This is a genomic window from Propionibacterium ruminifibrarum (assembly GCF_900289195.1).
GTDB classification, from domain to species: domain Bacteria; phylum Actinomycetota; class Actinomycetes; order Propionibacteriales; family Propionibacteriaceae; genus Propionibacterium; species Propionibacterium ruminifibrarum.
Genome location: NZ_OMOH01000007.1, coordinates 72,863 through 98,241 on the forward strand (window position 1 = coordinate 72,863; position 25,379 = coordinate 98,241).

24 protein-coding genes and 1 pseudogene are annotated in these 25,379 nt (G+C 72.6%); 18 read left to right on the plus strand and 7 right to left on the minus strand.

Annotation, left to right across the window (positions count from 1 at the left end; all coding sequences use genetic code 11):
- The first annotated feature begins 92 nt into the window (after positions 1-92).
- The 3 genes from PROPJV5_RS09305 (at position 93) to PROPJV5_RS09315 (ending at position 3,240) form a co-directional block, all read left to right on the plus strand.
- The gene (locus PROPJV5_RS09305) at positions 93-629 is read left to right on the plus strand and encodes an NfeD family protein (protein ID WP_119716077.1); all 537 of its coding nucleotides are present in this window, start codon (positions 93-95) and stop codon (positions 627-629) included.
- Between the two features lie 87 nt (positions 630-716).
- Positions 717-2,210, plus strand: a complete 1,494-nt coding sequence (locus PROPJV5_RS09310) for a flotillin family protein (protein ID WP_119716078.1) — start codon at positions 717-719, stop codon at positions 2,208-2,210.
- Positions 2,211-2,310: 100 nt separating this feature from the next.
- Complete coding sequence (locus PROPJV5_RS09315) at positions 2,311-3,240, plus strand: DUF3152 domain-containing protein (protein WP_147385418.1); 930 nt, start codon at positions 2,311-2,313, stop codon at positions 3,238-3,240.
- Between the two features lie 208 nt (positions 3,241-3,448).
- On the opposite strand, the gene PROPJV5_RS09320 is transcribed toward PROPJV5_RS09315, so the two are convergent.
- Both PROPJV5_RS09320 and PROPJV5_RS09325 read right to left on the minus strand, forming a co-directional pair.
- The gene (locus PROPJV5_RS09320) at positions 3,449-3,976 is read right to left on the minus strand and encodes a hypothetical protein (RefSeq protein ID WP_119716080.1); all 528 of its coding nucleotides are present in this window, start codon (positions 3,974-3,976) and stop codon (positions 3,449-3,451) included.
- Between the two features lie 72 nt (positions 3,977-4,048).
- Positions 4,049-4,633: an isochorismatase family protein gene (locus PROPJV5_RS09325; protein WP_119716081.1), complete on the minus strand. Its 585-nt coding sequence runs from the start codon at positions 4,631-4,633 to the stop codon at positions 4,049-4,051.
- Between the two features lie 108 nt (positions 4,634-4,741).
- On the opposite strand from PROPJV5_RS09325, the gene PROPJV5_RS09330 reads away from it, so the two are divergent.
- The 5 genes from PROPJV5_RS09330 (at position 4,742) to PROPJV5_RS09350 (ending at position 8,421) form a co-directional block, all read left to right on the plus strand.
- Positions 4,742-5,104 (plus strand): DUF3499 domain-containing protein, encoded by a 363-nt coding sequence (locus PROPJV5_RS09330; RefSeq protein ID WP_119716082.1) that lies wholly within the window; start codon positions 4,742-4,744, stop codon positions 5,102-5,104.
- A 131-nt stretch (positions 5,105-5,235) separates the two neighbouring features.
- Positions 5,236-6,063, plus strand: a complete 828-nt coding sequence (locus PROPJV5_RS09335; RefSeq protein WP_119716083.1) for an HAD-IIB family hydrolase — start codon at positions 5,236-5,238, stop codon at positions 6,061-6,063.
- A 68-nt stretch (positions 6,064-6,131) separates the two neighbouring features.
- A complete protein-coding gene (locus PROPJV5_RS09340) occupies positions 6,132-6,332 on the plus strand; it encodes a Trm112 family protein (RefSeq protein WP_119716084.1) in 201 nt (66 codons plus the stop codon).
- Positions 6,333-6,337: 5 nt separating this feature from the next.
- Complete coding sequence (locus PROPJV5_RS09345; protein ID WP_119716085.1) at positions 6,338-7,351, plus strand: SIS domain-containing protein; 1,014 nt, start codon at positions 6,338-6,340, stop codon at positions 7,349-7,351.
- A 107-nt stretch (positions 7,352-7,458) separates the two neighbouring features.
- The gene (locus tag PROPJV5_RS09350) at positions 7,459-8,421 is read left to right on the plus strand and encodes a cation diffusion facilitator family transporter (RefSeq protein WP_119716086.1); all 963 of its coding nucleotides are present in this window, start codon (positions 7,459-7,461) and stop codon (positions 8,419-8,421) included.
- An 81-nt stretch (positions 8,422-8,502) separates the two neighbouring features.
- Here PROPJV5_RS09350 and PROPJV5_RS09355 read toward each other — a convergent pair whose 3' ends face one another.
- Positions 8,503-8,766: a DUF3039 domain-containing protein gene (locus tag PROPJV5_RS09355; RefSeq protein ID WP_119716087.1), complete on the minus strand. Its 264-nt coding sequence runs from the start codon at positions 8,764-8,766 to the stop codon at positions 8,503-8,505.
- Positions 8,767-8,904: 138 nt separating this feature from the next.
- Here PROPJV5_RS09355 and PROPJV5_RS09360 point away from each other — a divergent pair, with 138 nt between their 5' ends.
- From PROPJV5_RS09360 to menD, 5 genes are all read left to right on the plus strand, one after another.
- A complete protein-coding gene (locus PROPJV5_RS09360) occupies positions 8,905-10,263 on the plus strand; it encodes an MFS transporter (protein ID WP_182858666.1) in 1,359 nt (452 codons plus the stop codon).
- Positions 10,264-10,362: 99 nt separating this feature from the next.
- The gene (locus PROPJV5_RS09365) at positions 10,363-11,337 is read left to right on the plus strand and encodes an RDD family protein (protein ID WP_119716089.1); all 975 of its coding nucleotides are present in this window, start codon (positions 10,363-10,365) and stop codon (positions 11,335-11,337) included.
- 96 nt (positions 11,338-11,433) lie between these two features.
- The gene (gene malQ / locus PROPJV5_RS09370) at positions 11,434-13,671 is read left to right on the plus strand and encodes a 4-alpha-glucanotransferase (RefSeq protein WP_119716090.1); all 2,238 of its coding nucleotides are present in this window, start codon (positions 11,434-11,436) and stop codon (positions 13,669-13,671) included.
- Positions 13,668-14,687, plus strand: coding sequence for an o-succinylbenzoate synthase (locus tag PROPJV5_RS09375; protein WP_119716091.1), 1,020 nt, complete (start codon positions 13,668-13,670; stop codon positions 14,685-14,687). The genes malQ and PROPJV5_RS09375 overlap by 4 nt, the downstream gene beginning before the upstream one ends.
- A 47-nt stretch (positions 14,688-14,734) precedes the next feature.
- On the plus strand, positions 14,735-16,279 hold the full coding sequence (menD, locus tag PROPJV5_RS09380; protein ID WP_119716124.1) for a 2-succinyl-5-enolpyruvyl-6-hydroxy-3-cyclohexene-1-carboxylic-acid synthase: 1,545 nt from the start codon (positions 14,735-14,737) through the stop codon (positions 16,277-16,279).
- Positions 16,280-16,284: 5 nt separating this feature from the next.
- On the opposite strand, the gene PROPJV5_RS09385 is transcribed toward menD, so the two are convergent.
- From PROPJV5_RS09385 to PROPJV5_RS09400, 4 genes are all read right to left on the minus strand, one after another.
- A complete protein-coding gene (locus PROPJV5_RS09385) occupies positions 16,285-17,520 on the minus strand; it encodes an isochorismate synthase (protein WP_119716092.1) in 1,236 nt (411 codons plus the stop codon).
- A gap of 189 nt (positions 17,521-17,709) precedes the next feature.
- Entirely contained in the window at positions 17,710-18,942 is a 1,233-nt protein-coding gene (locus PROPJV5_RS09390; protein WP_119716093.1) for an AMP-binding protein, read from the minus strand.
- Entirely contained in the window at positions 18,942-19,949 is a 1,008-nt protein-coding gene (locus PROPJV5_RS09395) for a 1,4-dihydroxy-2-naphthoyl-CoA synthase (RefSeq protein WP_119716094.1), read from the minus strand. Before PROPJV5_RS09395 ends, PROPJV5_RS09390 begins: the two co-directional genes overlap by 1 nt.
- A gap of 294 nt (positions 19,950-20,243) precedes the next feature.
- Entirely contained in the window at positions 20,244-21,599 is a 1,356-nt protein-coding gene (locus tag PROPJV5_RS09400) for a nicotinate phosphoribosyltransferase (protein ID WP_119716095.1), read from the minus strand.
- A gap of 358 nt (positions 21,600-21,957) precedes the next feature.
- Here PROPJV5_RS09400 and clpS point away from each other — a divergent pair, with 358 nt between their 5' ends.
- From clpS to PROPJV5_RS09425, 5 genes and pseudogenes are all read left to right on the plus strand, one after another.
- Positions 21,958-22,266: an ATP-dependent Clp protease adapter ClpS gene (gene clpS, locus PROPJV5_RS09405; RefSeq protein WP_119716096.1), complete on the plus strand. Its 309-nt coding sequence runs from the start codon at positions 21,958-21,960 to the stop codon at positions 22,264-22,266.
- On the plus strand, positions 22,267-22,854 hold the full coding sequence (locus PROPJV5_RS09410; RefSeq protein WP_119716097.1) for a DUF2017 domain-containing protein: 588 nt from the start codon (positions 22,267-22,269) through the stop codon (positions 22,852-22,854).
- A 134-nt stretch (positions 22,855-22,988) separates the two neighbouring features.
- Positions 22,989-23,825, plus strand: coding sequence for a glutamate racemase (gene murI / locus PROPJV5_RS09415; protein WP_239018459.1), 837 nt, complete (start codon positions 22,989-22,991; stop codon positions 23,823-23,825).
- Between the two features lie 95 nt (positions 23,826-23,920).
- Positions 23,921-24,679: a ribonuclease PH gene (gene rph / locus PROPJV5_RS09420; RefSeq protein WP_119716099.1), complete on the plus strand. Its 759-nt coding sequence runs from the start codon at positions 23,921-23,923 to the stop codon at positions 24,677-24,679.
- Positions 24,676-25,296: pseudogene (locus PROPJV5_RS09425) on the plus strand (non-canonical purine NTP pyrophosphatase); the annotation flags it as partial. The gene rph and the pseudogene PROPJV5_RS09425, both read left to right, overlap by 4 nt.
- Between the last annotated feature and the right edge of the window lie 83 nt (positions 25,297-25,379).

The following is a 25,379-nucleotide window of genomic DNA, read 5'->3' on the forward strand; positions in this document are numbered from 1 at the left end:
CGTGGCCCGGCCCCGGCCCGTGTCCAGCTCGCGGCGGGGCTGGTTGGGCCGCCGAGGCGCCCCTTAGGCTAAGGGCGGGAGGGCGATCTGACGTGACGACATTTCTCATCATCGGCGGCGCGGGCGTGGCACTGCTCCTGCTCGCGCTCATCGTCGGTGACGTGCTCGACGGCGTCCTCGGCTCCACCGAGGGCCTCCTCGACTCGGACGTCTTCTCCACGGCCGGGCTCGCCGGCCTGGTCGGCGGTTTTGGTTTCGGCGGCGCCATCGGCCTGGGCGTCAGCGGCGTCACGATGATCGGCGTCCTGTGCGGTCTGGTGCTCGGCGTCTCGCTGGCGTACGGGGCGACGAAGCTCACCCGGGCGCTGCGCCACCAGGGCAGCTCCAACACCGTCCGCACGGACTCGCTGGTCGGCTCGGAGGCGAGCGTCATCACCGCCATCCCCGCCAACGGCTACGGCCAGATCCGGCTGTCCCACAACGGGCACCTGGTCACCATCTCGGCGCGCTGCGACACCGCCATCGAGGCGGGCTCGCGGGTGTGGATCAGCGAGGTCCTCACGCCGACCGCCGTCGGCGTGCACCCGATCGACGCCCTGCCCGCCGGTGACGCGGAGCAGGAACGTTAGGGAGGGTTCCGGGCGCCAACCCCTGGCGTGCCGGGCGCGGCGTCCAGTAGCGTGACCCGGTCCACCACCCACCAGTGAAGGAGAACAGTGCAAGGCATCGTCACAGCAATCATCGGGGTGATCGTCCTCCTCGTGCTCATCGGCCTGCTCATCGCGAGCCGCTACCGCGTGGCCGGTCCGAACGAGGCGTTCATCGTCACCGGACGCCGCGGCAAGGAGGTCATCAATCCCGAGACCGGCATCGTGTCCACCGACCTGTCGGGGCAGAAGGTCGTCATGGGCGGGGGCGTCTTCGTCATCCCGTTCATCCAGCGGCTGTACATCATGGACCTGTCCAGCCGGCGCATCATGGTTCAGATCCGCGGCGCCGTCTCGGGCCAGGGCATCAAGTTGAACCTCGACGGCGTCGCCATCGTGAAGGTGGGCGGCAACGAGGACTCCATCCGCGCTGCCGCGCAGCGCTTCCTCACCCAGCAGGAGCAGATCGAGTCCTTCACCCAGGAGACCCTCGCCGGCTCGCTGCGTTCCATCGTCGGCGGCCTGACCGTTGAGCAGATCATCCGCGACCGCGCGGCCTTCGCCCAGCGCGTCGCCGACGAGTCCGAGACCTCCCTCACCGGTCAGGGCCTGGTGCTGGACACCTTCCAGATCCAGGACATCACCGACGACGGCACCTACCTGAGCGACCTGGGACGCCCCGAGGCGGCGAAGGTGCAGCAGCAGGCCGCGGTCGCCGAGGCCTCCTCGCGGCAGGAGGCGGAGCAGGCCCGCATCATCGCCCAGCAGGAGATCGCGATCTCCGAGCGGGCGCTCATGCTGAAGCAGGCCGAGATCAAGGCCGAGACCGACGCGGCTGCAGCGCAGGCGGCGGCGGCCGGCCCGCTGGCCCAGGCCGACCGCGACCAGGCCATCCTCGCCGAGCAGGAGAAGGTGGCCGTGCGTCAGGCGGCCCTGAAGGACCGCCAGCTCGACACCGAGATCCGCAAGCCCGCCGACGCCGAGCGGTACCGCATGGAGACCGAGGCCGAGGGCCGCAAGAACTCCGAGATCTTCGAGGCGGAGGCCGCCAAGGCCGCCGCCATCGCCTCCGCCGAGGCCGACGCCGAGAAGTCGCGCCTGATCGGTGTCGGTGACAAGTCCCGCCGGACGGCCCTCGCCGAGGCGGCCGCCATCGAGGGCGCCAAGCAGGGCGAGGCCGAGAAGTCCCGCCGTGTGGCCGAGGCAGAGGCGGTCCGCGCCGAGGGCGAGGCGCAGGCGGCCGCCATCCTGGCCACCGGTCAGGCCGAGGCCGAGGCCATGCACAAGAAGGCCGATGCGTACGCCCGGTACAACGACGCCGCCATCGTCGAGATGCTCGTCAACGCCCTGCCCCAGGTGGCCGAGAAGATCGCCGCCCCGATGGGCAACATCGACAAGTACACGGTCATCAGCGCCGACGGCGCCGGCTCCGGCCCCCGGCAGGTCACCGGCACCGTCGTCGAGACCATGGAGATGATCAAGAACGCCACCGGCGTCGATCTGCAGGAACTCGCCTCGAACTACGCCCGCAAGCGGGTCGAGGGTGACCAGCTGGCCCAGTGACCGGCACTGCGGCGGCCGTCTGAGGGCGGCCGGTCGCGGCCTGCGGGCCCGCGCCATGGGGTGACTCATGGCGCGGGCCCGTCTTCGTAAGATGGGTCCCGTGACTTCCCCACGCGAGCCCCGACGGCGCGCCGGGGGCGGACCCGAGAGGTCTGCTCCCGGCAGCGCCACCACCCTCGTCGGTTCGCTCCGTGCGCAGTGGTCCCGAAGGCCCTGGTACCGGGCCGTGCTCGTCGCCCTGGCCCTCGTCCTGGTCGTCGTGCTCGTCCTGGTCCGGTGCACCGGCAGGGGCGGCGGGCAGCAGGAGCAGGGTGCGGCCCCGGCGAGCAGCGCCCCGCAGGAGGCCAGTGCGGTCCCCAGCATCTCGGTGGGGTCCAGTGACGCCCCGCTGCCCTCCGCCATGGCCGGCAACCCGACCACCGCGACCGTCATCATCAACGGCGTGACCCTCAAGGCCTCCCGTGACGAGCAGGGCTACTGGCACTCGAACATCGCCTCGACCGGCCAGTGGCGGATCGCCGGCCTGGACGTCGCCCCGTCCCAGCAGACCGCCACCGTGCACACCTACGCGGTCCAGGTCGAGGAGGGCCTTCCGCTGGACGTCGAGGCCACGGCCACCCAGATCTCCTCGATCCTCAACGACGAGCGGGGCTGGACCGGGTTCCGGGACAACAGCTTCCAGCTGGTCTCGGACCCGGCGAGGGCTGACTTCACGATCTACGTGGGCAGCGCCGGCACGGTCGACGAGCTGTGCTGGCCCGATGACACCGAGGGCCTGGTGGACTGCCGCAACGGGGACCGGATCGCCCTCAACATCGACCGCTGGCTGTTCGCCGCGCCGCCGTACGGCGGCCAGACCATCGACGCCTACCGCACCTACCTGGTCAACCACGAGGTCGGCCACTACATCGGCTTCGGGCACGTGCCCTGTCCCGGCGATGGCCAGCCCTCCCCGATCATGGTGCAGCAGACCATCGACCTGCAGGGCTGCGTGCCGGCCTGGTGGCCGGCCGAGGTCGGCTACACCTGAGACGAACGATCCATCGGGGCGTGCTTTTTCCAACAGGATCTGGCCGTTTCAGGCCGAGAAGCGAGGAAACGGCCAGATCCTGTTGGATTCGGCATCCCTGCCCACGCGTCGCGCGATATGTCGCGCCTCGGCACCGGCAACGAACAGGTGCCCCCGCGCAACCAGCACGGGGCACCCGACCCTGCTACCTGACAGAAAACCCCACACATCAGTCGATGAGGTCGGCGGGGTCGTTGGCGATGATGGGCACGATGCGGTGCCCGATGGTCGCCTCGGGGTGCAGCCGGAGCCACTCCACCAGCTCCGCGGTGATCCACCACATCATCGTGACCATCTGGAAGTGCTCGTCGCCGAGTGTGCTGACGGACCAGCCGCAGCCGGCCATCTCGTCCAGGGGCGAGCCCTCCAGCAGGGGGACGGCCCTGCTCATCTCGGCCAGCGGCGCGGTGGGTCCGACCGGGAGCAGCCAGGGCTCGTCGGGGCGCATCTGGCGGTCGGCCGGCCGGCAGCCGTCGACCCGCAGCACCCCGTCGTGCAGCATCCCGCTGATCTGCCAGCGCAGGGCCGGGTTCAGCGGCATGAGCGGCCGGTCGAGCCGGACTCCCGCGACCGGCAGCTCACCGGGGGTGGTCACCAGGGACGCGGTCGGCCCCTCGCCCCGGCTCAACCAGCCACGGCCGACGACCGGGCGCGAGGGGTCCAGGACGGGGGCTACTGAGGCGCGTCCCACGATCATGATCCGCCTCCATCTCCTGCGCCCTCGGAAGGATCCACGGGACCGACCTGCCGGGTCCGGGGCCTCATCGGGTCAGGGGGCCGACTCGACCAGCTCGACCCCGGCCGCGGCCATCGCCTCGCGTGCTGCCCGGCCGAGTTCGGGGCTGACCGGTTCGGTGAGGTCGGTCAGCACGCGAACCCGGTAGCCGCGTCCGGCGGCGTCCAGCGCGGTGTCCTTGACGCAGTGCGACTCGGCCAGGCCGACGACGTCCACGGCGGTGATCCGCTGCCCGGTGAGGATCTCGTCCAGGGCCGTGCCGCCGTCGTCGACACCCTCGAAACCGGAGTAGGCGGCCGCGTACTGGCCCTTCCTCACCTGGGCGTCGGGGCGCAGGCCGGACAGGGCCGGGTGGAGCTGGGCCTCGGCGCTGCCCGCGATCCCGTGGGGCGGCCAGCTGTCGACGAAGTCCGGGTTCTCGGAGAAGTGCTCCCCGGGGTCGATGTGCCAGTCCTGGGTGGTGACCACCAGGTCGTAGTCGCCCCGGTGCGCAGCGGCGTAGTCGGCTATGCGGTGGGCGACGGCGTCGCCCCCGGCGACGGCCAGGGAACCGCCCTCGCAGAAGGTCGGCTGGACGTCGACGACGAGGAGGGCGCGGCGGGTCTGAGGTGGGTTCATGCCCGGAGCCTACGCCGGTCTCCCCGCGCCGGCAGCACGATTGTTCAGACGGCCGGTGCGGGTCGGTCAGTTGTCCGGCCTCCGCGAAGGGCTACCGTTGACCGGGTGATGGATCGTCGGTGCTCGCGCAATGGCTGCAACGAGCGTGCAGTCGCCACCCTCACGTTCGCCTATGCCGATTCCACGGCCGTTCTCGGCCCTCTCGCCGTGGCGGCCGAGCCCGGCAGCTACGACCTGTGCGAACGGCACGCCGAGTCCATGAGCGTGCCGAGGGGCTGGGACGTCATCCGGGTGGAGGCGCCCGATGGGCGTCCCCCCGCCCCCGACGAGGACGACCTGTTCGCGCTGGCCGACGCCGTCCGCGAGGTCGGACTGGCCGCAGAACCCGCCCCGGCCACCCCGGACGAGGACGGTGTCGTCGAGCTGGCCCACCGGGGGCATCTGCGCGTCATCGCGGACCGGCCCCGCTGAGCCGGGTCGGCATGCAGCCGGCGATCGGCGCGGCCGGCCGGACCGGGTCACGCCCGGACTCGTTCCTGACCGCACCCTGGTCGCCGGCCGGTTCGCCGGGGCGCCGGCCCTGCTGGTCTAGGGTGGTCCCCATGGTTAACGAGTACGCCGAAGGCTTCCCCGCCCTCATCGCCTTCGACCTGGACGACACCCTGGCCCCCAGCAAGTCCCCCCTTCCGGCCGCCATGGGCGCCACGATGCGCGATCTGCTGGCGGTACGCCCCGTGTGCATCATCTCGGGCGGCCAGTTCGGCCAGTTCAAGACCCAGGTGCTCGACCGGCTGCCGGCCGACACGGACCTGAGCGGGCTCCACCTCATGCCCACCTGCGGCACCCGGTACATGCGGTTCGTCGACGGCGCCTGGCGCGAGCTGTACGCCCACGACCTGGAGCCCGCCCAGCGCCGGGCCGCCATCGAGTCGATCGAGCGCCGCGCCGCTGAACTCGGCCTGTGGGAACCGGACGAGGCCGTCGCAGGCGACCGCATCGAGGACCGCGGCAGCCAGATCACCTACTCGGCGCTCGGCCAGGAGGCGGCCGTCGACGACAAGAAGGCGTGGGACCCCGACGGCGCCAAACGCGAGGCCCTCCGCGAGGCCATCGCCGCCGACCTGCCCACCCTCGAGGTGCGGGCCGGCGGCTCGACGTCCATCGACATCACCCGGCACGGCATCGACAAGGCATACGGCATCGAGCAGCTGGCCGGGCAGACCGGCATCGCGCTGGGCGACATGCTCTTCGTCGGTGACCGGCTCGCACCCGGCGGCAACGACTACCCGGTGCGGACCCTCGACGTGCCATGCCACCAGGTGGCGGACCATGATGAGACGCTGGCCTACCTGAACCGACTGATCCCGGTGCTCGCCGCCGGTGACACGCCCGGCGCCGAGCTCCTCGACCTGCTCGAACCACTCGCCTGAGCCGGTGGCCGGGCGCCCCGGAGGCCGGGGCATCATTGATCGTGAACACAACGTTAGGAGCCAGCGCGATGCCCACTGAGGCCGATGTGACCCTCTCCCCGGACTTCCTGCAGGTCGCGGCCTGCCCGAGCTGCCATGCCAAGCTCGCCGTCGACTACGACCACAGTGAGCTCGTGTGCACCAGCACGGACTGCGCCCTGGCCTACCCGATCATCGATGGCATCCCCGTCCTGCTGATCGACGAGGCGCGCCCGACCCAGTCCAGGTGAGGCCGATGAGCGACTTCGACGACTCCCTCCTCGACGACCAGGACGCCCTGGCCCGGATCGACGAGCAGCTGCGCGCCCTGGCCGGAACCGGTGCGCGCATCCGCATGGACGCCGCGGAGCTGGGCCGCCCGGACTTCGGGGCCGGGTATCGCCCGCGTGGCGTCGTCATCGTCGGCCCCGAGGCGCGTCTCGTGCGCGCCCTGCTCGAACCCTGCTGCCCGGTGCCCGTCGTGGCCTGGCCCTTCGCCGGCCTGCCGGCCTGGACCGGCCCGCTCGACCTCGTCGTCGTCCTCGCCGGTGCCGCCGGTTCCGGCGCCGACGAGGTCTCCAGCGCCTCCGAGGCGGTGCGCCGCGGCGCGGCCGTGCTCGCCGCGGCCCCCGAGGGCTCGCAGGTCACCCGGGCCGCCGGGTCGTCCGCGACGATGCACATCCGTACCCGCAGCGCCGACGCCCTCGGCAGCGCCGTTGCGGCGATGAGTGTCCTGCACGAACTCGACCTGGGTCCGCTGGTGCGTCCCGGCGATGTCGCGGAGACCGCCGACATGGTCGCCGAGGAGTCCAGCCCCTTCCACGACCTGTCCGACAACCCCGCCAAGGACCTGGCCCTGGCGCTGGCGGACGCCATGCCACTGACCTGGGGCGGTTCCGTGCTCGCCGCCAGGGCGGCCCGCCGCGTCGCCGAGGCCCTGCGCCGGGCGAGCAGCCGTCCGGCGCTGTCGGCCGTCAGCGGGGAACTGCTGCCGGTCATCGAGGGGGCGCCGGTGCGCGACCGGTTCGCCGACCCCGACGACGGCCCCACCGAGCTGCGGCCCGTGCTCGTGATCTTCGACGACGACGAGCACAGCTCATCCATCGACGAGCAACGCGACCGGCTGGTCGCCGCAGCGGGCCTGCACGAGGTGCGCGTGTGCACCATCAACGCCACGGCGGGGGAGAGGCTCGACCGCTACGTCACGCTTCGCCAGAAGGGCCTCTACGGAGCCGCCTATCTCGAACTCGGGTTGTCCGTCCAGAACTGATCGGGCCGTCACGGCCCGTCAGGGAGACAGAGATGAGGAACAATGGGTGCTCGCTGCACGGCACATCCCCGCGCCCTGCTTGAAACCACGACCGAAGGCTCCCACGCATGAGTGAAGAAGGCGGCATCAGGGCCACCATCGCCGCGCTCGCCGCCAATCTGGCGATCGCCCTCACCAAGTTCCTCGCCTGGCTGCTCACCGGGGCCAGCTCGATGCTGTCCGAGGCCATCCACTCGCTGGCCGACACCGGCAACCAGGTGCTGCTGCTCGTCGGGGGCAGGCAGGGCTCCAGGGGTCCCAGCGAGGCGCACCCGTTCGGCCACGGACGCCAGCGCTACGTCAACGCCTTCCTCGTCTCCGTCATCCTGTTCAGCGTCGGCGGCCTGTTCGCCCTCTACGAGGCCCTGCACAAGGCCGCGGAGGTGCTCTCCGGGGGCGGGGACGAGCTGATGGCCTCACGCTGGTGGTGGGTGCCACTCGCCGTGCTGCTCGTCAGCGCGGTGGCCGAGTCCCTCAGCCTGCGCACCGCCCTCGCCGAGACCCGGGAGCAGCGCAGGGGCAAGGGGATCATCGGTTTCGTCCGGGCCACCAAGTCGCCGGAGCTCCCTGCGGTCCTGCTCGAGGACACCGCGGCGCTGGCCGGTCTCGCCCTGGCCCTCATCGGCATCGTCCTGACCCTGGTCACCGGCAACGGGATCTACGACTGCATCGGGTCCGGGCTCATCGGCGTGCTGCTCATCGCTGTCGCGGTCCTGCTCGGCCACGAGATGCAGTCACTGCTGCTCGGCGAGTCGGCCGACCCCGAGACACAGGCCCGTATCGTGACCGCCTTGACGAGCACGCCCGGCGTCGAGAGCGTCATCCACATGAAGACGGTGCACACCGGGCCCGAGCAGATCCTGGTCGCCGCCAAGATCGCCGTCACGAGAACCGAGAGCGCCGAGTACATCGCCGCCGTCATCGACGTCGCCGAACGCAATGTGCGCTGGAACGAGCCCCGGTGCGAGTACATCTACCTGGAACCGGACATCAGGCGGTCGAGCTACCGCCCGGCCCGACGCAAGTTCTGAACCCCCCGCGGCAATGCGGGGAGGTGACCGGGGGCGCCGGACCGCACTGCTGTGGTCCGGCGCCCCCGGGTCGGGAACGGCTCAGCGGTCGGGCCCCTTGTCCTCACCCGGCTTCATCTGCTCCCAGATCTCCTTGCAGGTGGGGCAGACGGGGAACCGGTCGGGATTGCGGGTGGGCACCCAGACCTTCCCGCACAGGGCCACGACGGGAGTGCCCGTCACGAGCGCCTCGGTGAGTTTCGCCTTGGGGACGTAGTGGCTGAAGCGCTCCTCATCACCCTCCTCGTAGGTGGGCTGGGTGCGTTCCTTGACGATGGTTTCAGACCCCGGTGCCAACTGACTCATGGGCTCATCGTCCCACACCGGCCAAGCGGTGCGGCCGGGACGGCGGGAGGCTTTCCCGGCGCTGGTGCACGATGCCGGCAGGGCGTGCTTTGATGGACCCTTGTGACCGGTGGAGTCAGCAGAACCAGCGCTGCGGGGGTGAGTCCCCTGCTCGTCGTCGGCATTCTCGCCGCCGTCCTGGCGACCGCGTTCGAGAGCTACGGCACGCTGACGGCCATGCCATCGGCCGCCTCGCAGTTCGGGCGCATGGACCTGTACGACTGGGCGTTCACGACGTTCATGATCTTCCAGGTGATGGCCATCGTCATCGGCGGGCGCCTGTGCGACCGGATCGGTTCCGTCATCCCCCTGGCCGGTGGGATGGTCGTCTTCGTGCTCGGCCTGGCGGCAGCCGGCCTCTCGGTGTCGATGCACATGCTGCTGGCCACGCGCGCCGTGCAGGGCCTCGGCGCCGGCATGAGCAATGTCGCCCTCATGGTGCTCATCGGCCGGGTCTTCTCCGACGAGCGCAAACCGGCGATGATGTCGGCCTTCTCGTTCTGCTGGGTCCTGCCGAGCTTCGCCGGCCCACCGGTCGCCGCCTTCATCACCGAGCACTTCGGCTGGCACTGGGTCTTCTGGGGCCTGATCCCCGTCGTCGTCTTCTCCCTCGCCACCGGCTGGGCGCCCCTCATGCGGGTGCGCGGCCGTGACCTCGACGCAATCGACGAGGGCAACGAGGACCCGGCCAACGCGCCCGTCCCGCTGTGGGCGGCCGTCTGCGCGGCGCTCGGTGCCGCGATGATCCAGTACGCCGGGCACCGGCTCGACCTGGTGGCCGCGGTCGTCGCCCTGGCCGGGCTCGTCCTGCTCCGCCTGGCGATCCCCGCGCTCATGCCGGCCGGTTTCCTGCGGCTGGGCAGGGGCCTGCCCTCGGTCATGGTCACCCGCGGGCTCGAGAACGGCGCCTTCATCGCCTCCGAGACCTATCTGCTGCTCATCCTCACCCAGGAGCACGGCATGGACCTGGGCCGGGCGAGCATCCTGCTGTGCACCGGGTCGATCACCTGGGCCCTCAGCTCGTGGGCGCAGTCCCAGCAGTGGATGCGCGGGCGGATGCGCCGCGACCGGATCATCGTGCTGGGCGCCTGGCTGTGCACGATCGGTGTCGCGGTCATGCTCGTCTGCGCCCTGGTCGAGGCCCTGCCGGTGCCCGTGCTCATCGCCGGCTACGCCACCGGGGGCTTCGGCATGGGGCTCATCGCCTCCAGCACCTCGCTGGCCGTCATGGCCCTGTCGGACCCGGCGGTGCTCGGCCGGTCCACCTCGTCGCTGCAGGTCTCCGAGGGCCTGCTCAACTCCCTCATCACCGGTGTCGCCGGCTCGGCCTACGCGCTGGGTGCAGCCGGCGGCAACTGGCCGATCGTCTTCGGCTCGGTGCTCGCCGTGACGACCACCGCCGCGGCCGTCGGTCTCGTCGCCGCCCTGCGCGTCGGCCCGGTGCACGACCCGGCCTGACCCCGGTGTCGTGCGCCCGGGCCGGGGATGCCCCCGGATTCCCGGCCGGCCCCTGTGCACAACTGGGGCGGGCCGATTCGCTCATGGCATTCTTGAGGCGTGAGCGAAGATTCCCGCAACGACCAGAACCAGGGCTCCGGGTACGGCCACGACCTGCAGGCGGGTCAGCAGGACGGCCGGCCCGCCCAGCAGCTGCCCCCGGCCGGGTGGTACTCCGACCCGCACCCGCAGGGCATCGGCCAGCGGTACTGGGACGGCGCCCGGTGGACGCACAGCACGCGCCCCGATCCGGCCACCGCCGCTGGGGTTGCGGGCCCTGCCGAGGCCGCTCCCACCGCCCCGGTGCAGCAGGCTCAGCCCCAGCCCGGCTATCCCCAGGGCCGGCCGGGTCAGGTTCAGCCCCAGCCGGGTTACCCCCAGGCCCAGCCCGACTACGGCCAGGGCGGCTATCCCTACGTCGGCGGTTACCAGCAGCCCTGGCGCACCGAGGCGGGTTTCGCCTACCCGAGCGGCCCTGTCACCGCCGACGGCGTGCGGCTCGGCGGCTGGGGCGCCCGATTCGTCGCGTGGATCATCGACGGCATCCTGCTGGTCGTCATCCAGACCATCGTCCTGCAGCTCTTCTTCCGCGACATCGTCACCGCGATGATGCAATGGCAGCAGGACGTCATCTCCGCCTTCAACAATGGCTCCACCGACGTCCCGAGCCCCCTCGACCCGGTCTACGGCGTGACGACCCAGTGGTACGTGTTCCAGGTCGTCGTCCTGATCATCGGCTTCGTCTACTTCCTGCTCCTGACGCACTACCGGGGCGCCACCCTCGGCCAGCAGGCCCTCGGCCTGCGCGTCGTACCGGTCGACCGGGGCCGCGTGCCCGCCGGCCTGCCCTGGGGCCCCAGCCTGATCCGTATCGGCGTGCTGTGGGTCGGCCGTGTCATCGGCCTGCTGCCCGTCATCGGTTTCCTGGGCAACCTGGTGCAGCTCGCCGACGTCATCTATGGCCTCGCCAACAAGAAACGCCAGACCCTGCACTGCCGGTTCTCCGGCACCCAGGTCATCTCGACCCGCCCGTGATCCCGCCGCTCGACTCGTCGTCGGCGGACGCCCGTCTGCGTGGTCGCCTGCCGGGCCTGCAGGGGCCTGCGGGGGAGCACTCGCTAGGGTGGGGCCATGGCCCTGAGTGACCCCGCGCTGAACCGTCTCGCCGAACTCTTCGGCATCGCCACTCAGTTCTGGGACTGGAAGGGCCGCCGCGTCGACGTGACCGACGAGACGGTCATCAAGGTGCTCGCCGCGCTCGGTGTCGACGCCTCCACGCCCAAGGCCGCGGACGAGGCCGTCCTGGCGCAACTCGACAAGCCGTGGCGCCGCGTGCTGCCACCGGTCGTCGTCACGCGCGCCGGGAGCGCCTCGACGATCAATGTGCACGTCGAGGACGGCCACCCGGCCCAGGTCAGGGTCCGCCTCGAGGACGGGGGCCTCCGCGATCTGCAGCAGGTCGACAACTGGGAACCGGCACGCCCCATCGACGGACGCATGATCGGCGAGGCCAGTTTCGCGCTGCCCGCGGACCTGCCGCTGGGCTATCACCGCATCCAGCTGTTCTCCGATGACCTGCAGGCCGAGACGACGCTCATCGTCTCACCCGCCTTCCTCGGCTTCCCTCGCGCCATGGGGGACCAGCGCATCTGGGGCTACGCCGCGCAGCTCTACTCGGTGCGTTCGGCCGACTCGTGGGGAACCGGGGACTTCTACGATCTCGGCGCCCTGGCCGGCTGGTCCGCCTCGCAGCAGTACGCGGGCTACGTCCTCATCAACCCGGTGCACGCCGCCGAGCCGGTCGAACCACTCGAATCGAGCCCGTACCTGCCGACGAGCAGGCTCTTCGTCAACCCGATGTACATCCGCCCCGAGGCCATCGCCGAATACGCCTTCCTCGAAGAGACCGACCGCGCCCGCGTCCAGAGCGCGAAGGCCGAGCTGGCCGGGCGGCTGGCCGGCTCCGAGCGCATCGAGCGGGACATCTGCTGGTCCCTCAAGCGGCGTGCCCTGCGCATCATCTGGGCGGCCGGGCGCGACGACCACCGGCAGATGATGTTCGAGGCGTACCGCCGCCGCGAGGGCCGCATGCTGCGCGACTACGCCACCTGGGCGGCGCTCACCCAGGAACTCGGCCGCGACTGGCGCCTGTGGCCGCCGCAGTACCAGCGGCCGACGTCGCCGGAGGTGGACGCCTTCCGCGTCGAACACGCCGACGAGATCGACTTCCAGTGCTGGCTGCAGTGGATCGCCTCGGTGCAGGCCGGCAGGGCCCAGCAGACGGCGCTCGACGCCGGCATGGCGGTGGGGGTCGTCACCGACCTGGCCGTGGGGGTCAGCGCGGCCGGGGCCGACACGTGGATGATGAACGACGTCTACGCCGAGAACATGACGGTGGGCGCACCGCCGGACGCCTACAACCAGCTGGGACAGGACTGGGGCCAGCCGCCGTGGCGCCCCGACCGCCTCGAGGACCTCGCCTACGCCCCCTTCCGCACGATGGTGCGCAACGCCCTGCGTCACGCCGGCGGCATGCGCATGGACCACATCATCGGCATGTTCCGCCTGTGGTGGGTGCCGGCCGGCAGCGGCCCGCGCGAGGGCACCTATGTGCGCTACGACCACGAGGCGCTCATCGGCATCATCGCCCTCGAGGCGTACCGCGCCCAGGCGATGGTCATCGGCGAGGACCTGGGCACGGTCGAGCCGTGGGTGCGCGAGTACCTCGCGAGCCGCGGCATCCTCGGCACATCCGTGCTGTGGTTCGAGGAGGAGGACGGCCACCCCAGGGCCATGGAGTCCTGGCGGGAGTACGCGATGGCCTCGGTCAACACCCACGACCTGCCCCCGACGGCCGGCTACCTCGACAAGTCGCACGTGCGGCTGCGCCACGGGCTGGGTCTGCTCACCGAGTCGCTCGAGGAGGAGGAGCGCCTCGCGGACGAGGAGCAGGAACGCTGGATGGCCTACCTCCGCGCCGTCGGGGCCCTCGACGAGTCACCGGACGACGTCACCGAGGCCAGGGTGCTCGGCCTGTACCGCATGCTCACCCGCACCCCGAGCCGGGTGCTGTGCGCCACGCTCGTCGACGCGGTCGGCGAGAAACGCATCCAGAACCAGCCCGGCACGATCGACGAGTACCCGAACTGGCGGGTGCCGCTGGGCGGCCCGGACGGGCAACCGCTGCTGCTCGAGGACATCTACGCGATGGAGCGGCCGATGCGGCTGGCAGCCGTGCTCAACGGCTTCACCCAGGTGCCGGCGCCGTGGGAGCGCTCCGACGAGGTCGAGTCGCGGCCCGTCAGCCGGCGCGTTCCGCTGCGGGCCGCGCCGGGACGCCACGGCCTGCCACGGACGTCACGGGCATGAACGCCGGGAGCGGACGGTTGGAGCTGGGGAGGCTGCGCGTCCCCGGCCGGTTGGCGCGCGCCGGCATCGACGAGGTCCTCGTCTTCCGGGTGCCGCTGCGGCACCGCTTCCGCCGCATCGACGTGCGCGACGGCCTGCTGCTGCACGGCCCGCACGGCTGGGGGGAGTGCTCGCCCTTCTGGGACTACGACGTCACCGAGTCCGCGGCCTGGCTGCACGCCGGACTCGAGGCCGCCACCGCGCCGCTGCCGGCGCCGCTGCGCGACGAGATCCCGGTGAACGTGACGATCCCCGTCGTCGGCCCGCCCGAGGCGGCCGGGCTCGTCGCCGCCTCCGGCGGCTGCACGACGGCCAAGGTGAAGGTCGCCGATCCGCGCAGCACCCTGGCCGAGGACTGCGCCCGCGTCGAGGCCGTCCGCCAGGCGCTGGGCCCCGAAGGCCGGATCCGGGTGGACGCCAACGCCGCCTGGACCGTCGACGAGGCGGTGGCCGCCCTCACCGAACTCGACGCCGCCGCGGGCGGCCTCGAGTACGCCGAGCAGCCCTGTCCCACGGTGCCGGAACTCGCCCGGGTGCGGGCCCGGGTCGACGTGCCGATCGCCGCCGACGAGTCAGTGCGCCGCGCCGAGGACCCGCTCGCCGTCGCCCGCGCCGGCGCTGCCGACGTCATCGTCGTCAAGGTGCAGCCGCTCGGCGGCGTGCTGCGCGCCCTCGACGTGGTCGAGCAGGCCGGGCTGGACGCCGTGGTCTCCTCGGCCCTGGACACCTCCATCGGCATCTCGGTGGCGGCCACTCTCGCCGGCTGCCTGCCGGAACTGAACCACGCCTGCGGCCTGGCGACCGTCGAACTGTTCGACGGCGACGTCACCGACCACCCGGTCCTGCCCGCCGGCGGGGTGATCCCGGTCACCAGGGCCACGGTCGAGACGCCGGTCGGCGACGCCGCCGCCCCGCCGGGGCGGCTCGCCGAGCGGTGGGCCGAGCGTCTCGACGCGCTGTGCGGGGAACTGCGGTGACCCCGGACGCGACCGCCGAGAACGAGTCCACCCGGCTCGCCCGGCGCATGGTCACGGCGCTGGCCGCCGGCGGCGTCCGGCACGTCGTCTACTGCCCGGGCTCACGCGACGCCCCCTTCGCCTACGCGCTCGACGCCGCCGAGCGGGCCGGATGGCTGCGGGTGCGCGTCCACCTCGACGAGCGCGACGCCGCCTTCGTCGCGCTGGGCATCGCCAAGGCGGCCAGGCTGGCCGGACGCACCGAACCCGTCGCCGTGGTCACCACCTCGGGCACGGCGGCGACCAATCTGCACCCGGCCGTCGCCGAGGCCGACGCCTCCGGCACGCCCCTCGTCGCCGTCACCGCGGACCGCCCCCATGAGATGTGGGGCACCGGCGCCAACCAGGTGACGAGACAGAGCGGCCTCTTCGGCGCCATGGCCCGCGCCGCCATCGACATCCCCGCCGGCTTCCCGGCCGACGAGCGCCTCGACGCGGCGGTCGGCCGGACCCTCGCGCCGGCCCTCGGCGCGCTGACCGGCGACCCCGGGCCGGTGCAGTTCAACGTGGGGCTGCGCGAACCCCTGGTGCCCGCCTCGGGCTGGGCCCCGACCGGGCGTCCTCCCGCCGGCGCGAGCCGCCCGCCCGCCCCGCCGCAGCGCCCGGCAGGCGTCCTCGACCTGCCCGAACGCACCCTCGTCGTCGCGGGCGACACGGCAGGCCCGCGGGCCGAGACGCTCGCCCGGGCCGGCGGGTGGCCCCTGCTGGCCGAGCCCTCCTCCGGCGCCCGCTTCGGCCCGCACGCCGTGTGCGACTACCAGCGGCTGCTGGACGACGGGCTCGCCGACCCGGCCGAGGCCGTCCTCGTGCTGGGCCACCCCACCCTGTCCCGTCCCGTCTCCAGGCTGCTGGCCCGCCGGGACCTGCGGGTCGTCGTCGCCGCCGACGGCTCACGCTGGACCGATGTCGCAGGCCTAGCCGAGGTGGTGGCGGGGCCGGTCGAGGTGAACCACCGGCCGGCCGGCGGCTGGCTGCGCACCTGGCTCGACGCCGACGCCGCGCGTCCCGCAGGAAGACCCAAGGACGAGGCGGCCGCCATGATCTGGGTCGCCCACTGCGCGCCGGACGCCCCCGCCTTGGTGATCGGGGCCTCCGACGTCATTCGCGCCTTCGACCGCAACGCCGCCCCCGCCGGACGCGGCCCACGTGTCGTCTCGAACAGGGGACTGGCCGGGATCGACGGCACCGTCGCCACCGCCGTCGGTCTCGGCCTGGGCCTGGGCCGCCCGGTCCGCGCCGTCGTCGGTGACCTCACCGCGGCCCACGACGGGCTCGGCCTGCTCCACGGCACCCTCGAGACCCAACCCGACGTGCAGGTCGTCGTGCTCAACGACGGCGGCGGGACCATCTTCACCCGGCTCGAGCACGCCGACGCGGCCCCGCCCGGCCTGTTCGCCCGCTACTTCACCACCCGCCAGGGCGTCGACTTCGCCGCCCTGGCCGCGGCGACCGGTGCCGCCCACCACGCGGTCGACGACACGGCCGGGCTCGGTGCGCTGCTCGCCGAACCCGTCCGGGGCTGCTCACTCGTCGAGGTCCGGCTGGGACCGTAAGGATCTCAGCCCCGGGCCAAGCCCTGGCGCATCGGCGTCATCTTGGAACCCGTCTCGTCCCACTCCAGCTCGGCGCGGGAGTCGGGCAGGATGCCCGCCCCGGCGAAGAGCCGCGCCCTGCGCGAGCCCGGCTCGAACTGGGCGCAGCGCAGCGCCAGACCCCACTGGCCCGAGCCGTCGGCGCCCATCCAGCCCACCGGGCCCGAGAAGCGTCCCCGGTCGAGCCGTTCGACGGCCTTGATCTGGGCGAAGGCCTCGGCCCTCGGCGTGCCGCAGATCGCCGCGGTGGGGTAGAGGACGTCCGCCACGTCGGCCGCGCTGCGCCCCGGCGCCACGCGCGCCGTGATGTCGGTCGCCAGGTGCGTCACATTGGGCAGTTCGAGCAGGTAGGGGCCGTGCAGCAGCGGGGCGCTGAGCCCGGCCTGCTCCAGGTGGGCCGTGACGGAGGCGACGGCCAGCGCGTGCTCGTGCTGCTCCTTCGGGTCGGTGAGCAGCTCCTGCACCCATCCGGGCTTGCGGGTGCCGGCCAGGATCCGGCAGCGGAAGACGCCGTCGTGCACGTCGACGAGCAGCTCGGGTGTCGCCCCCACCAGGCCGTCGTCCGCGTAGATCCAGCAGTCGGGGAAGCGCGTGCCGAGCCAGTCGAGCACGCCCACCTGGCTGAGCGGACGGTCGGCGGCGGCGTCGACGCTGCGGGCCAGGACGACCTTCTCCTCGACCCGGTCGGGGTCGGCGAGGACGGCGCGACTCGCGTCGATGGCCCGCGCCCATGCCTGCTCGGCGCCGGGCGCGGTGGTGAACTCGAGGCGGGGCGCGTCGCGGTGCACGTGGTCGCGGGGCCGCGGCTCCGGCTCGCCGGCGGGTGCGATGAGCCAGGTCGGCTCGCCGGCGGCGGCGCGGACGAGGGTGAACCGCGGGACGACGAGGAAACCGCTCTGGGCCGGGTCGAACGGGAACGAGCCGAAGGCGAGGGGGCCCGCCCGGTGCCCGGCGGCCCAGTCTCGGAAGCGCCGCCATGCGGAGGCGACGGGCCCGGGGCCGACGGCCTCGAACCGGGCGAGCTCGCCCCAGCCGACCAGGGCCGGCCCGCCGTCCGGGGCGACCCACACCCAGGGGCGTTCCACGTCGGCGGGTACGAGGCTCAGCGCGGCGCTCAGCCACTGCGCGCTGCCGAGCCCGCGCCGGTCGTCGAGGGCGGCGGCACGACGGCGCGTCAGCGCGCTGACATCGGCCACCTCCATCACATCCGCCGAGTCTAGTGGAGCGGCCCGAACCACCCGCCCCGCGGTCCCAGCGGCCCTCGGCGGCGGGGGGCGTCGGAGTCCGCCGTGCCCGGCGTTCCACGGGTCACGGCCGATTCCCCCGGCGGGCCCGGCCCTCAACAGGGGTGGGATCGGGCGGGTTCGCCGGCCGGCGCGACGACCCGGGGCTCAGCCGTGTTCCCATGCCTCCCCGTCGGCCCGGGCCCGTGCCAGCAGCGCCCTGACCGCCGCCCGGTCGGGTTTGCCCGAGGCCAGGGCGGGCAGCTCGTCCAGGCGCAGGACGACCCGCGGCGCCCGCTCGCGTCCGACGGCCCGTCCGGTCGCCTCGCGCAGCCGCCTCGCGTCGAGGCCTGCGGGTGCGGCGACGGCGGCGGCGACGACCTGGCCCCAGCGGGCGTCCTCCAGCCCGACGACGACGCAGTCGCTCACCAGGCCGGTGCCCAGCACCGCCTCGGCGACGTCGGGGGCGCTGATCTTGAGGCCGCCGCTGACGATGACGTCATCGGTGCGCCCGCGGATCGACAGGACGCCGTCGGTCGTCGCGCCGAGGTCGTTCGTGGCCAGCCACCGCTCACCGTCGATCAGCCGCACGCCCGGGGCGCCGTCGAGGTAGTCGCTCATCACCATCGGCCCGCCCAGCCAGACCCGCCCCGCCTCGCCGTCCCCGGGGCGGTCCCGGTCATCCGGGGCGCTGAACGCCACGTGGACCCCGGCCAGCGGGCGCCCGTCGTAGACGCAGCCGCCGCAGGTCTCGCTCATGCCGTAGGTCAGGCGCAGCGCGAGCCCGGCGGCCCGGGCGGCCGCCACGAGCGGGGCCGGGGTGGCGGCGCCGCCGACCAGGACGGCCGTCGCCTCGGCCAGGGCCCTCGTCGCCTCGGCGTCGGCCAGCGCATCGGACAGCTGGGTCGGCACCAGCGAGACGTAGGCGCGCCCGTCCGGGTCCCGCCGGGCGGCCCGCCGCACGGCCTCGCCGACGAGCCGGGGCGTGGCCCGCCCCTCGACGACGAGGGGCGGGCGGCCCGCCACGAGCGAGCGCGCGACCACCTGCAGGCCGGCGATGTGGTGCGGCGGCAGCGCGAGCACCCAGCTGCCCGCACCGCCGAGCCTGGCATGGGTGGCCTCGGCCGAGGCCCGCAGCTGCGCCCCCGACAGGCCGACGAGCCGCCCCCGTCCGGTCGTCGACCCGGAGGTGCGCACCACCAGACGCGCCCCGGGCGGCCTGCGCACGATGCGCGAGGCGGCGTCCCCGGCCAGGGCGCCGGCGTCCTCGTGCGGCCCGGCGGGCATGAGCAGCGGCCCGTCACCGCCGGCCAGGACCGGTTCCAGGGCGCGCGCCAGCGCCCCGGCCGACGTATCGGTGCGGTCGGCGACGAGGACGTCGGGCGCGGGGGAGCCGGTCATCAGAAGTAGTACGGGTACCGCGACCAGTCCGGCGCGCGGTGCTGCAGGAAGGCGTCGCGGCCCTCCTGGGCCTCCTCGGTCATGTAGGCCAGCCGGGTGGCCTCGCCGGCGAAGGCCTGCTGGCCCGCGATGCCGTCGTCGATCATGTTGAACGCGTACTTGAGCATGCGGATCGACTGCGGCGACTTCGTGGCGACGGTCAGGCCCCACTCGATGGCGGTGTCCTCGAGTTCGGCGTGCGGGACGACCTTGTTGATGACGCCCCAGGCCTCGGCCTCGGCCGGCGTGTAGGGCTCGGCCAGGTAGAAGATCTGGCGGGCGCGCTTGTCGCCGATCTGGCGGGCCAGCAGCCCCGCGCCGTAGCCGGCGTCGAAGGAGCCGACGTTGGCGTCGACCTGCTTGAAGACGGCGTGCTCGGCGCTGGCGATGGCCAGGTCGCAGACGACCATGAGCGAGTGCCCGCCGCCGGTCGTCCAGCCGGGGATCGCCGCGATGATGGGTTTCGGGGTGGACCGCATGAGGCGCTGCACCTCGAGGATGTGCATACGGGCCCGCCGGCCCCGGTCGATGCGGGCGGCGCGTTCGGGCGTCATGCCCTGCTCCCGGCCCTCGTGCCCGGCCCCGTGCGGGGTCTCGTCGGACTGGTACTGGTAGCCGTCGGCGCCGCGCTGCAGCTGGTTGCCGCCCGAGGAGAAGGCGTAGCCGCCGTCCTTGGGGGAGGGACCGTTTCCGGTGAGCACGATCGCCGCGACGTCGGGCGTTGAGCGGGCGTCGTCGATGCAGCGGTACAGCTCGTCGACGGTCTGCGGCCCGAAGGCGTTGCGCAGCTCGGGACGGTCGATGGCGATCCGCACCACGGGCAGGTCGTGGCCCTGCGGTGCGCCGTCGACGTCGCCGCGGGAGACGAGACGGTGGTAGGTGGTCTCGCGGAGCGGAACGTCGTCGGGGGTCGCCTCGCGCCAGCGCGAGGCGTCGAAGGTGTCGGAAACGCCGGGAAGACTGCTCATGGGGTGAAGGTATCACCGCCCCCACCGAGTCGGCGCCGCCCGCCGTGGGAGGCAACCGATGTCATGGCCGGCGTGCATCGCGGGCTCAGCCGGCGGATCATGGATGTCCGCCGAGATGGTCGCGCCGATGGTGTCGACGGGCGGAAGCGTGGGGCTCAGCCACCGCGCAGCCATTCACGTAAGGCGGCGCGGATTGCTTCCGATCAGGTGACCGGGCCCTCGGCCTCGTCAGCCCGGGCCCGGATCCGCTCATCGCTCATGGTGTCACCGTGGACCGGATGCTCCCGGCCGCGATCAGATGTTCTTCGCCGGCTGGCCCGCGGCGTAGACGTTGTCGAGTTCGCGGCCGAGTTCGTCGAGGATGATCGTTGGGACCGCCGGCTCGGCGTTCGAGATGCGCTGGGCGTCGATCGGCAGCTCTGCGCGGGCGGCCTCGTGACGGTCGCGGGCGGCGGCGAGCGGCTCGGCGCCGACCACCTCGCCGTTGCGCACCAGGTCGACGAGCAGCGTGCGGTCCTTCGAACCGGCGCGCGGCGCCGCGTTGACGCCGATCACCTCGGCCTGGGCCAGGCCGTCGTCGTCGATGGAGCGAAGCGCGAACTTGCGGCCGCCGATCGTCTTCTTGTTCGCCGACTTCTTCGCCACGTCGATCATGGGCGCGTCGGGGGAGTCGGCGGCGGCGCGGGCGACGAGCTTGTAGACGAAACCGCAGGTGGGATGGCCCGAGCCGGTGACCAGGCTCGTGCCGACGCCGAAGCCGTCGACGGGGGCGCCGCGCAGGGCGGCGATCTGGTACTCGTCCAGGTCATTGGTGACGATGATCTTCGTGCGGGTGGCGCCGAGCCGGTCGAGCAGCTCGCGGACGTGCTTCACCTCGGTGAACAGGTCGCCCGAGTCGATCCGCACGCCGCCGAGGTCCCCGCCGGTCAGTTCGACGGCCTTCACGATCGCGGTGTCGATGTCGTAGGTGTCGACCAGCAGCGTCGTGTCCTCGCCCAGCCACTCGAGCTGAGCGGCGAAGGCCTCGTCCTCGGAGTCGAAGAGCATCGTGAACGCGTGGGCCGCGGTGCCCGACACGGGGATGCCCCAGGTGCGGCCGGCCTCCAGGTCCGACGTGGAACTGAAACCGGCGATCCAGGCCGCACGGGCGGCCGCGACGGCCGAGGCCTCGTGGGTGCGCCGGGCCCCGAACTCGGCGATCGGGCGCCCCTGGGCTGCCATCGTCATGCGGGAGGCGGCCGCCGCGATCGCGCAGTCGTGGTTGTAGATCGACAGCAGGAGTGTCTCGAGCAGCACCGCGTCGGCGAACGAGCCCTCGACCTGCAGCAGCGGGGAACCGCCGAAGTAGAGCTCACCCTCGGGGTATCCGACGATGGTGCCGTGGAAGCGGTAGCCGGACAGGTACTCGGCGAGGGTGTCGTCGGCGACGCCGGCCCGCAGCAGGTAGTCGATCTCCTCGGCGCTGAAGCGGAAGTTCTCGAGGGCCTCGAGGGCGCGTCCGGTGCCGGCGACGACGCCGTAGGACCGGCCGGAGGGCAGGCGGCGGGGGAACAGCTCGAAGAGCACGTGACGGTTCGCGCGGCCCGCGTGGAGAGCCGCCTTGACCATCGTGAGCTCGTACATGTCGGTCAGCAGTGACGTGGTAGCCATGGACCCACCATACGGGCAATCAGGCCTGGATTCGATTGGTGGTCGAAAACCTGTCAGTCGGTGTTCCTCTGCCCGGGTCGTGTCGCCGAGGGGCCGGGCCGGACGCGGCCCCGTACGCACGGATGCGGCGCCGGCCCGCCGGGTGACACCTGGAGGGTGTGCGGCCGGAGGGCGTGCGGTTCTGAGCGCTCGGGTGCGACGTCCGTCCCCTTGACGCGACGGGCCAGCGGGTGCATGGCGGGTTGATCGGGGGATTGGCTGGAGTCGCCGAGGACGACTGGCCCAAGGATGCGCGCGGCGGGTCCGGGGCCGAGGCCGGGCCGTGGTTTTTGTTGAGTCGTGCGACAGAATGGGAGCCATGGCGGAAACCCCTTCACAGGTGCCCTCCGGCGGCACTGCCGTCGTCGAGCGGCCTGCTCAAGAGGCCGTTGGCCAGCAGAACTGGGTGACGATCGTCTGGGACGACCCGGTCAACCTCATGAGCTACGTCACGCACGTGTTCTGCACCTACTTCCACTACTCCCGTGATCGTGCCGAGCGCCTCATGATGCAGGTGCACATGGAGGGCCGGGCCGTCGTCAGCGCGGGCAGCCGTGAGCGCATGGAGCGTGACGTCAACGCCATGCACGGCTTCGGCCTGTGGGCCACCGTGGGCAGGGGCGAGTAAGTGCACTCCTTCCGTCGTCGCCGTGGTCAGCTCACCTGCACCTTCGAGGAGGCCGAGCTCAGCGTCATGACCAGCCTCGTCAACCAGCTCATGGAACTGCTCACCGGTGACGGCATGCCCCGGCCGGCCTCGAACGGGCTGGGGGAGCAGGACCTGTTCGCCGAGCTCGAGAGGGACCTCAACGGGGCGACGACCGACGACTTCAACCAGAACCCCGACGTCGACCCGGCCCTGCGCCGGCTCTTCCCCGACGCCTACCAGGACGATCCGCGGGCCGCGGCGGAGTTCCGTCGTTTCAGCCAGGCCGAACAGCGCGACGCCAAGTTCGACGCCGCCGTCGAGATGCTCGCCGACCTCAACCAGGTCGGCGACGACATGCGCTGCACCGTGCCCGACGAACACGTGGACGCCTGGCTCAAGACCCTCACCGCCGTCCGGCTCGCCCTGTCCGTGCGCCTGGACATCCTGACCGCCGACGACATCGACCGGCTCGCCGAGCTGCCCGAGAACGAGCCGCGGGCCGCGATCTTCTCGGTCTACGAGTGGCTCGGCTGGGTGCAGGAGTCCCTGCTCGACTGCCTCCACTGAGGGACCCACCGGGGCGGGCCCGTGCGCCGCGCGGGCCCGGACAGGTCGCCGACGCGCACGGCACCACCGTCCAGGCGGGCCACGGACCCCTGCTGGCTATGATCGATGGCGTGCTCAATCCGGAACTCGACGCGGTGACCCCGCCCACGCCCGACGCACCGTGCGGCGAGGGCGAGTCGAAGGCGCCGATCGGCGTCTTCGACTCAGGTTTCGGCGGGCTGACTGTGGCGCGCGCGGTCGTCGACCTGCTGCCCCACGAGGACATCATCTACCTGGGTGACACCGCCCGCGCCCCCTACGGCCCCCGCCCGATCGCCCAGGTGCGCGGCTTCGTCCTGGAGGCCCTCGACGATCTGGTCTCCCGAGGGGTGAAGGCCCTCGTCATCGCGTGCAACACCGGGTCTGCCGCGGCGCTGCGCGACGCCCGCGAACGCTACGACGTGCCCGTCATCGAGGTGGTCGTCCCCGCGGCCCGCAAGGCGGCCGGCATCACCCGCAACAACCGCGTCGGCGTCATCTGTACGCAGGCCACCGCGAGCTCGCTCGCCTACGACGACGCCCTCGGCGCCTCGCCGGTGCAGCTGGTCACCCAGGTCTGCCCGAAGCTCGTCGAGTACGTCGAGGAGGGCATCACCACCGGGCCCGAGATCCTGGCCACGGTCCGGGACTACCTCGCCCCGCTGCAGCAGGCCGGGATCGACACGCTCGTCCTCGGCTGCACGCACTACCCGCTGCTGTCGGGCGTCATCAGCTATGTCATGGGCGAGCAGGTCGCCCTCGTCTCCAGCTCGGACGAGTGCGCCCGCACCGTCTTCGCCGAACTGACCCGGCTGGGGCTGCTGCGCGACGACCTCGACCACGAGCCGGTCCGCCAGTTCATCACCACCGGTGACGCCGAGCGCTTCCAGGGCCTGGGACGGCGGCTCATGGGCAGCTTCGTCGACCAGGTGCGGTCCACCCGCATCGGCTGAGGAGTTGGCCGCCGATCGTCCTGCGGTGCCCGTGAAATGACACACGAGGGACGCAGGGCAAACCGGCAAAGGGACGGCGGGTAGTCTTGCCAAGCGTGTCTGACTCCGCGAAGACGGCGCGTGCCGACGGCCGCGCCCTGGATCAACTGCGTCCCGTGACCATCACCCGCGGCTGGCTCGACCACGCCGAGGGCTCCTGCCTCATCGAGTTCGGCCGGACCCGCGTGCTCGTCGCGGCATCCGTCACCGAGGGCGTCCCGCGGTGGCGCAAGGACTCCGGGCTCGGCTGGGTGACCAGCGAGTACGAAATGCTCCCGCGGGCCACCAACACCCGCTCCGACCGGGAGTCGCGCCGCGGCAGGATCGGCGGCCGAACCCACGAGATCAGCCGCCTCATCGGCCGCAGTCTGCGCGGCATCATCGACTACCGGGCCCTCGGCGAGAACACGATCGTCATCGACTGCGACGTGCTCCAGGCCGACGGCGGCACCCGCACCGCCTCGATCACCGGCGCCTACGTCGCCCTGCACGACGCCGTCGAGTGGCTGCGGGCCCGAGGCGCGCTGGCCGGTGAGCCGCTGACCGGCTCGGTGTCGGCGATCAGCGTGGGCGTCGTCGGCGGTGTCCCGATGAGTGACCTGGCATACGCCGAGGACTCGCGCGCCGACGTCGACATGAACATCGTGTGCACCGGCTCCGGCGACTTCGTCGAGGTGCAGGGCACCGGCGAGGGCGCCGCCTTCGGCCGGGATGTGCTCGGCCGTCTGCTCGACCTCGGCCAGGCCGGCTGCGCCCAGCTGGCGGACCTCCAGGCCAGGGCGCTGGCCGATCCCGAGGGGAGGGCCTCCCTGTGACCCAGCGAGTGCTCCTGGCCACCGGCAACACGAAGAAGCTCACCGAGCTGCGCCGCATCATCGCCGACAACGACCTCGACCTCGAGGTCGTTGGGCTGCGCGACATCGACCCGTACCCGGACCCGGTCGAGTCCGAGTGGACCTTCGAGGGCAACGCCCTGATCAAGGCCCGCGAGGGCATGATTCACTCCGGCCTGCCGTCGCTGGCCGACGACTCCGGCCTGTGCGTCGATGCGCTGGGCGGCATGCCCGGCGTGCGCAGCTCCCGCTGGAACGGGCCCGAGCAGGAGGACATCGCCAACCTCGAGCTCGTCCTGCGCCAGATCGAGGACGTGCCGCGCGGACGCCGCCAGGCCCAGTTCGTCGCGGTCATGGCCCTCGTCATGCCCGACGGGCGCGAGTTCACCACCCGCGGCGAGATGACCGGTCACCTGACCAACCGCTCCAAGGGATCGCGCGGCTTCGGCTACGACCCGATCTTCGTGCCCGACGAGCAGGTGCCCGACGCCGACGGCCGGCTGCGCACCTCGGCCGAGATGACCGCCGACGAGAAGGACGCGATCAGCCACCGCGGCCGGGCCGTGCGCGCCATCCTGCCGATCCTCGCCCGCGAGCTCGGGCTGCCCGTGCCCGAGGGCCTGCGCGTGGAACCCGGCGCACTCCCCGGCGCCGACCGCGAGGGCCCGGAGCCGACACTGCC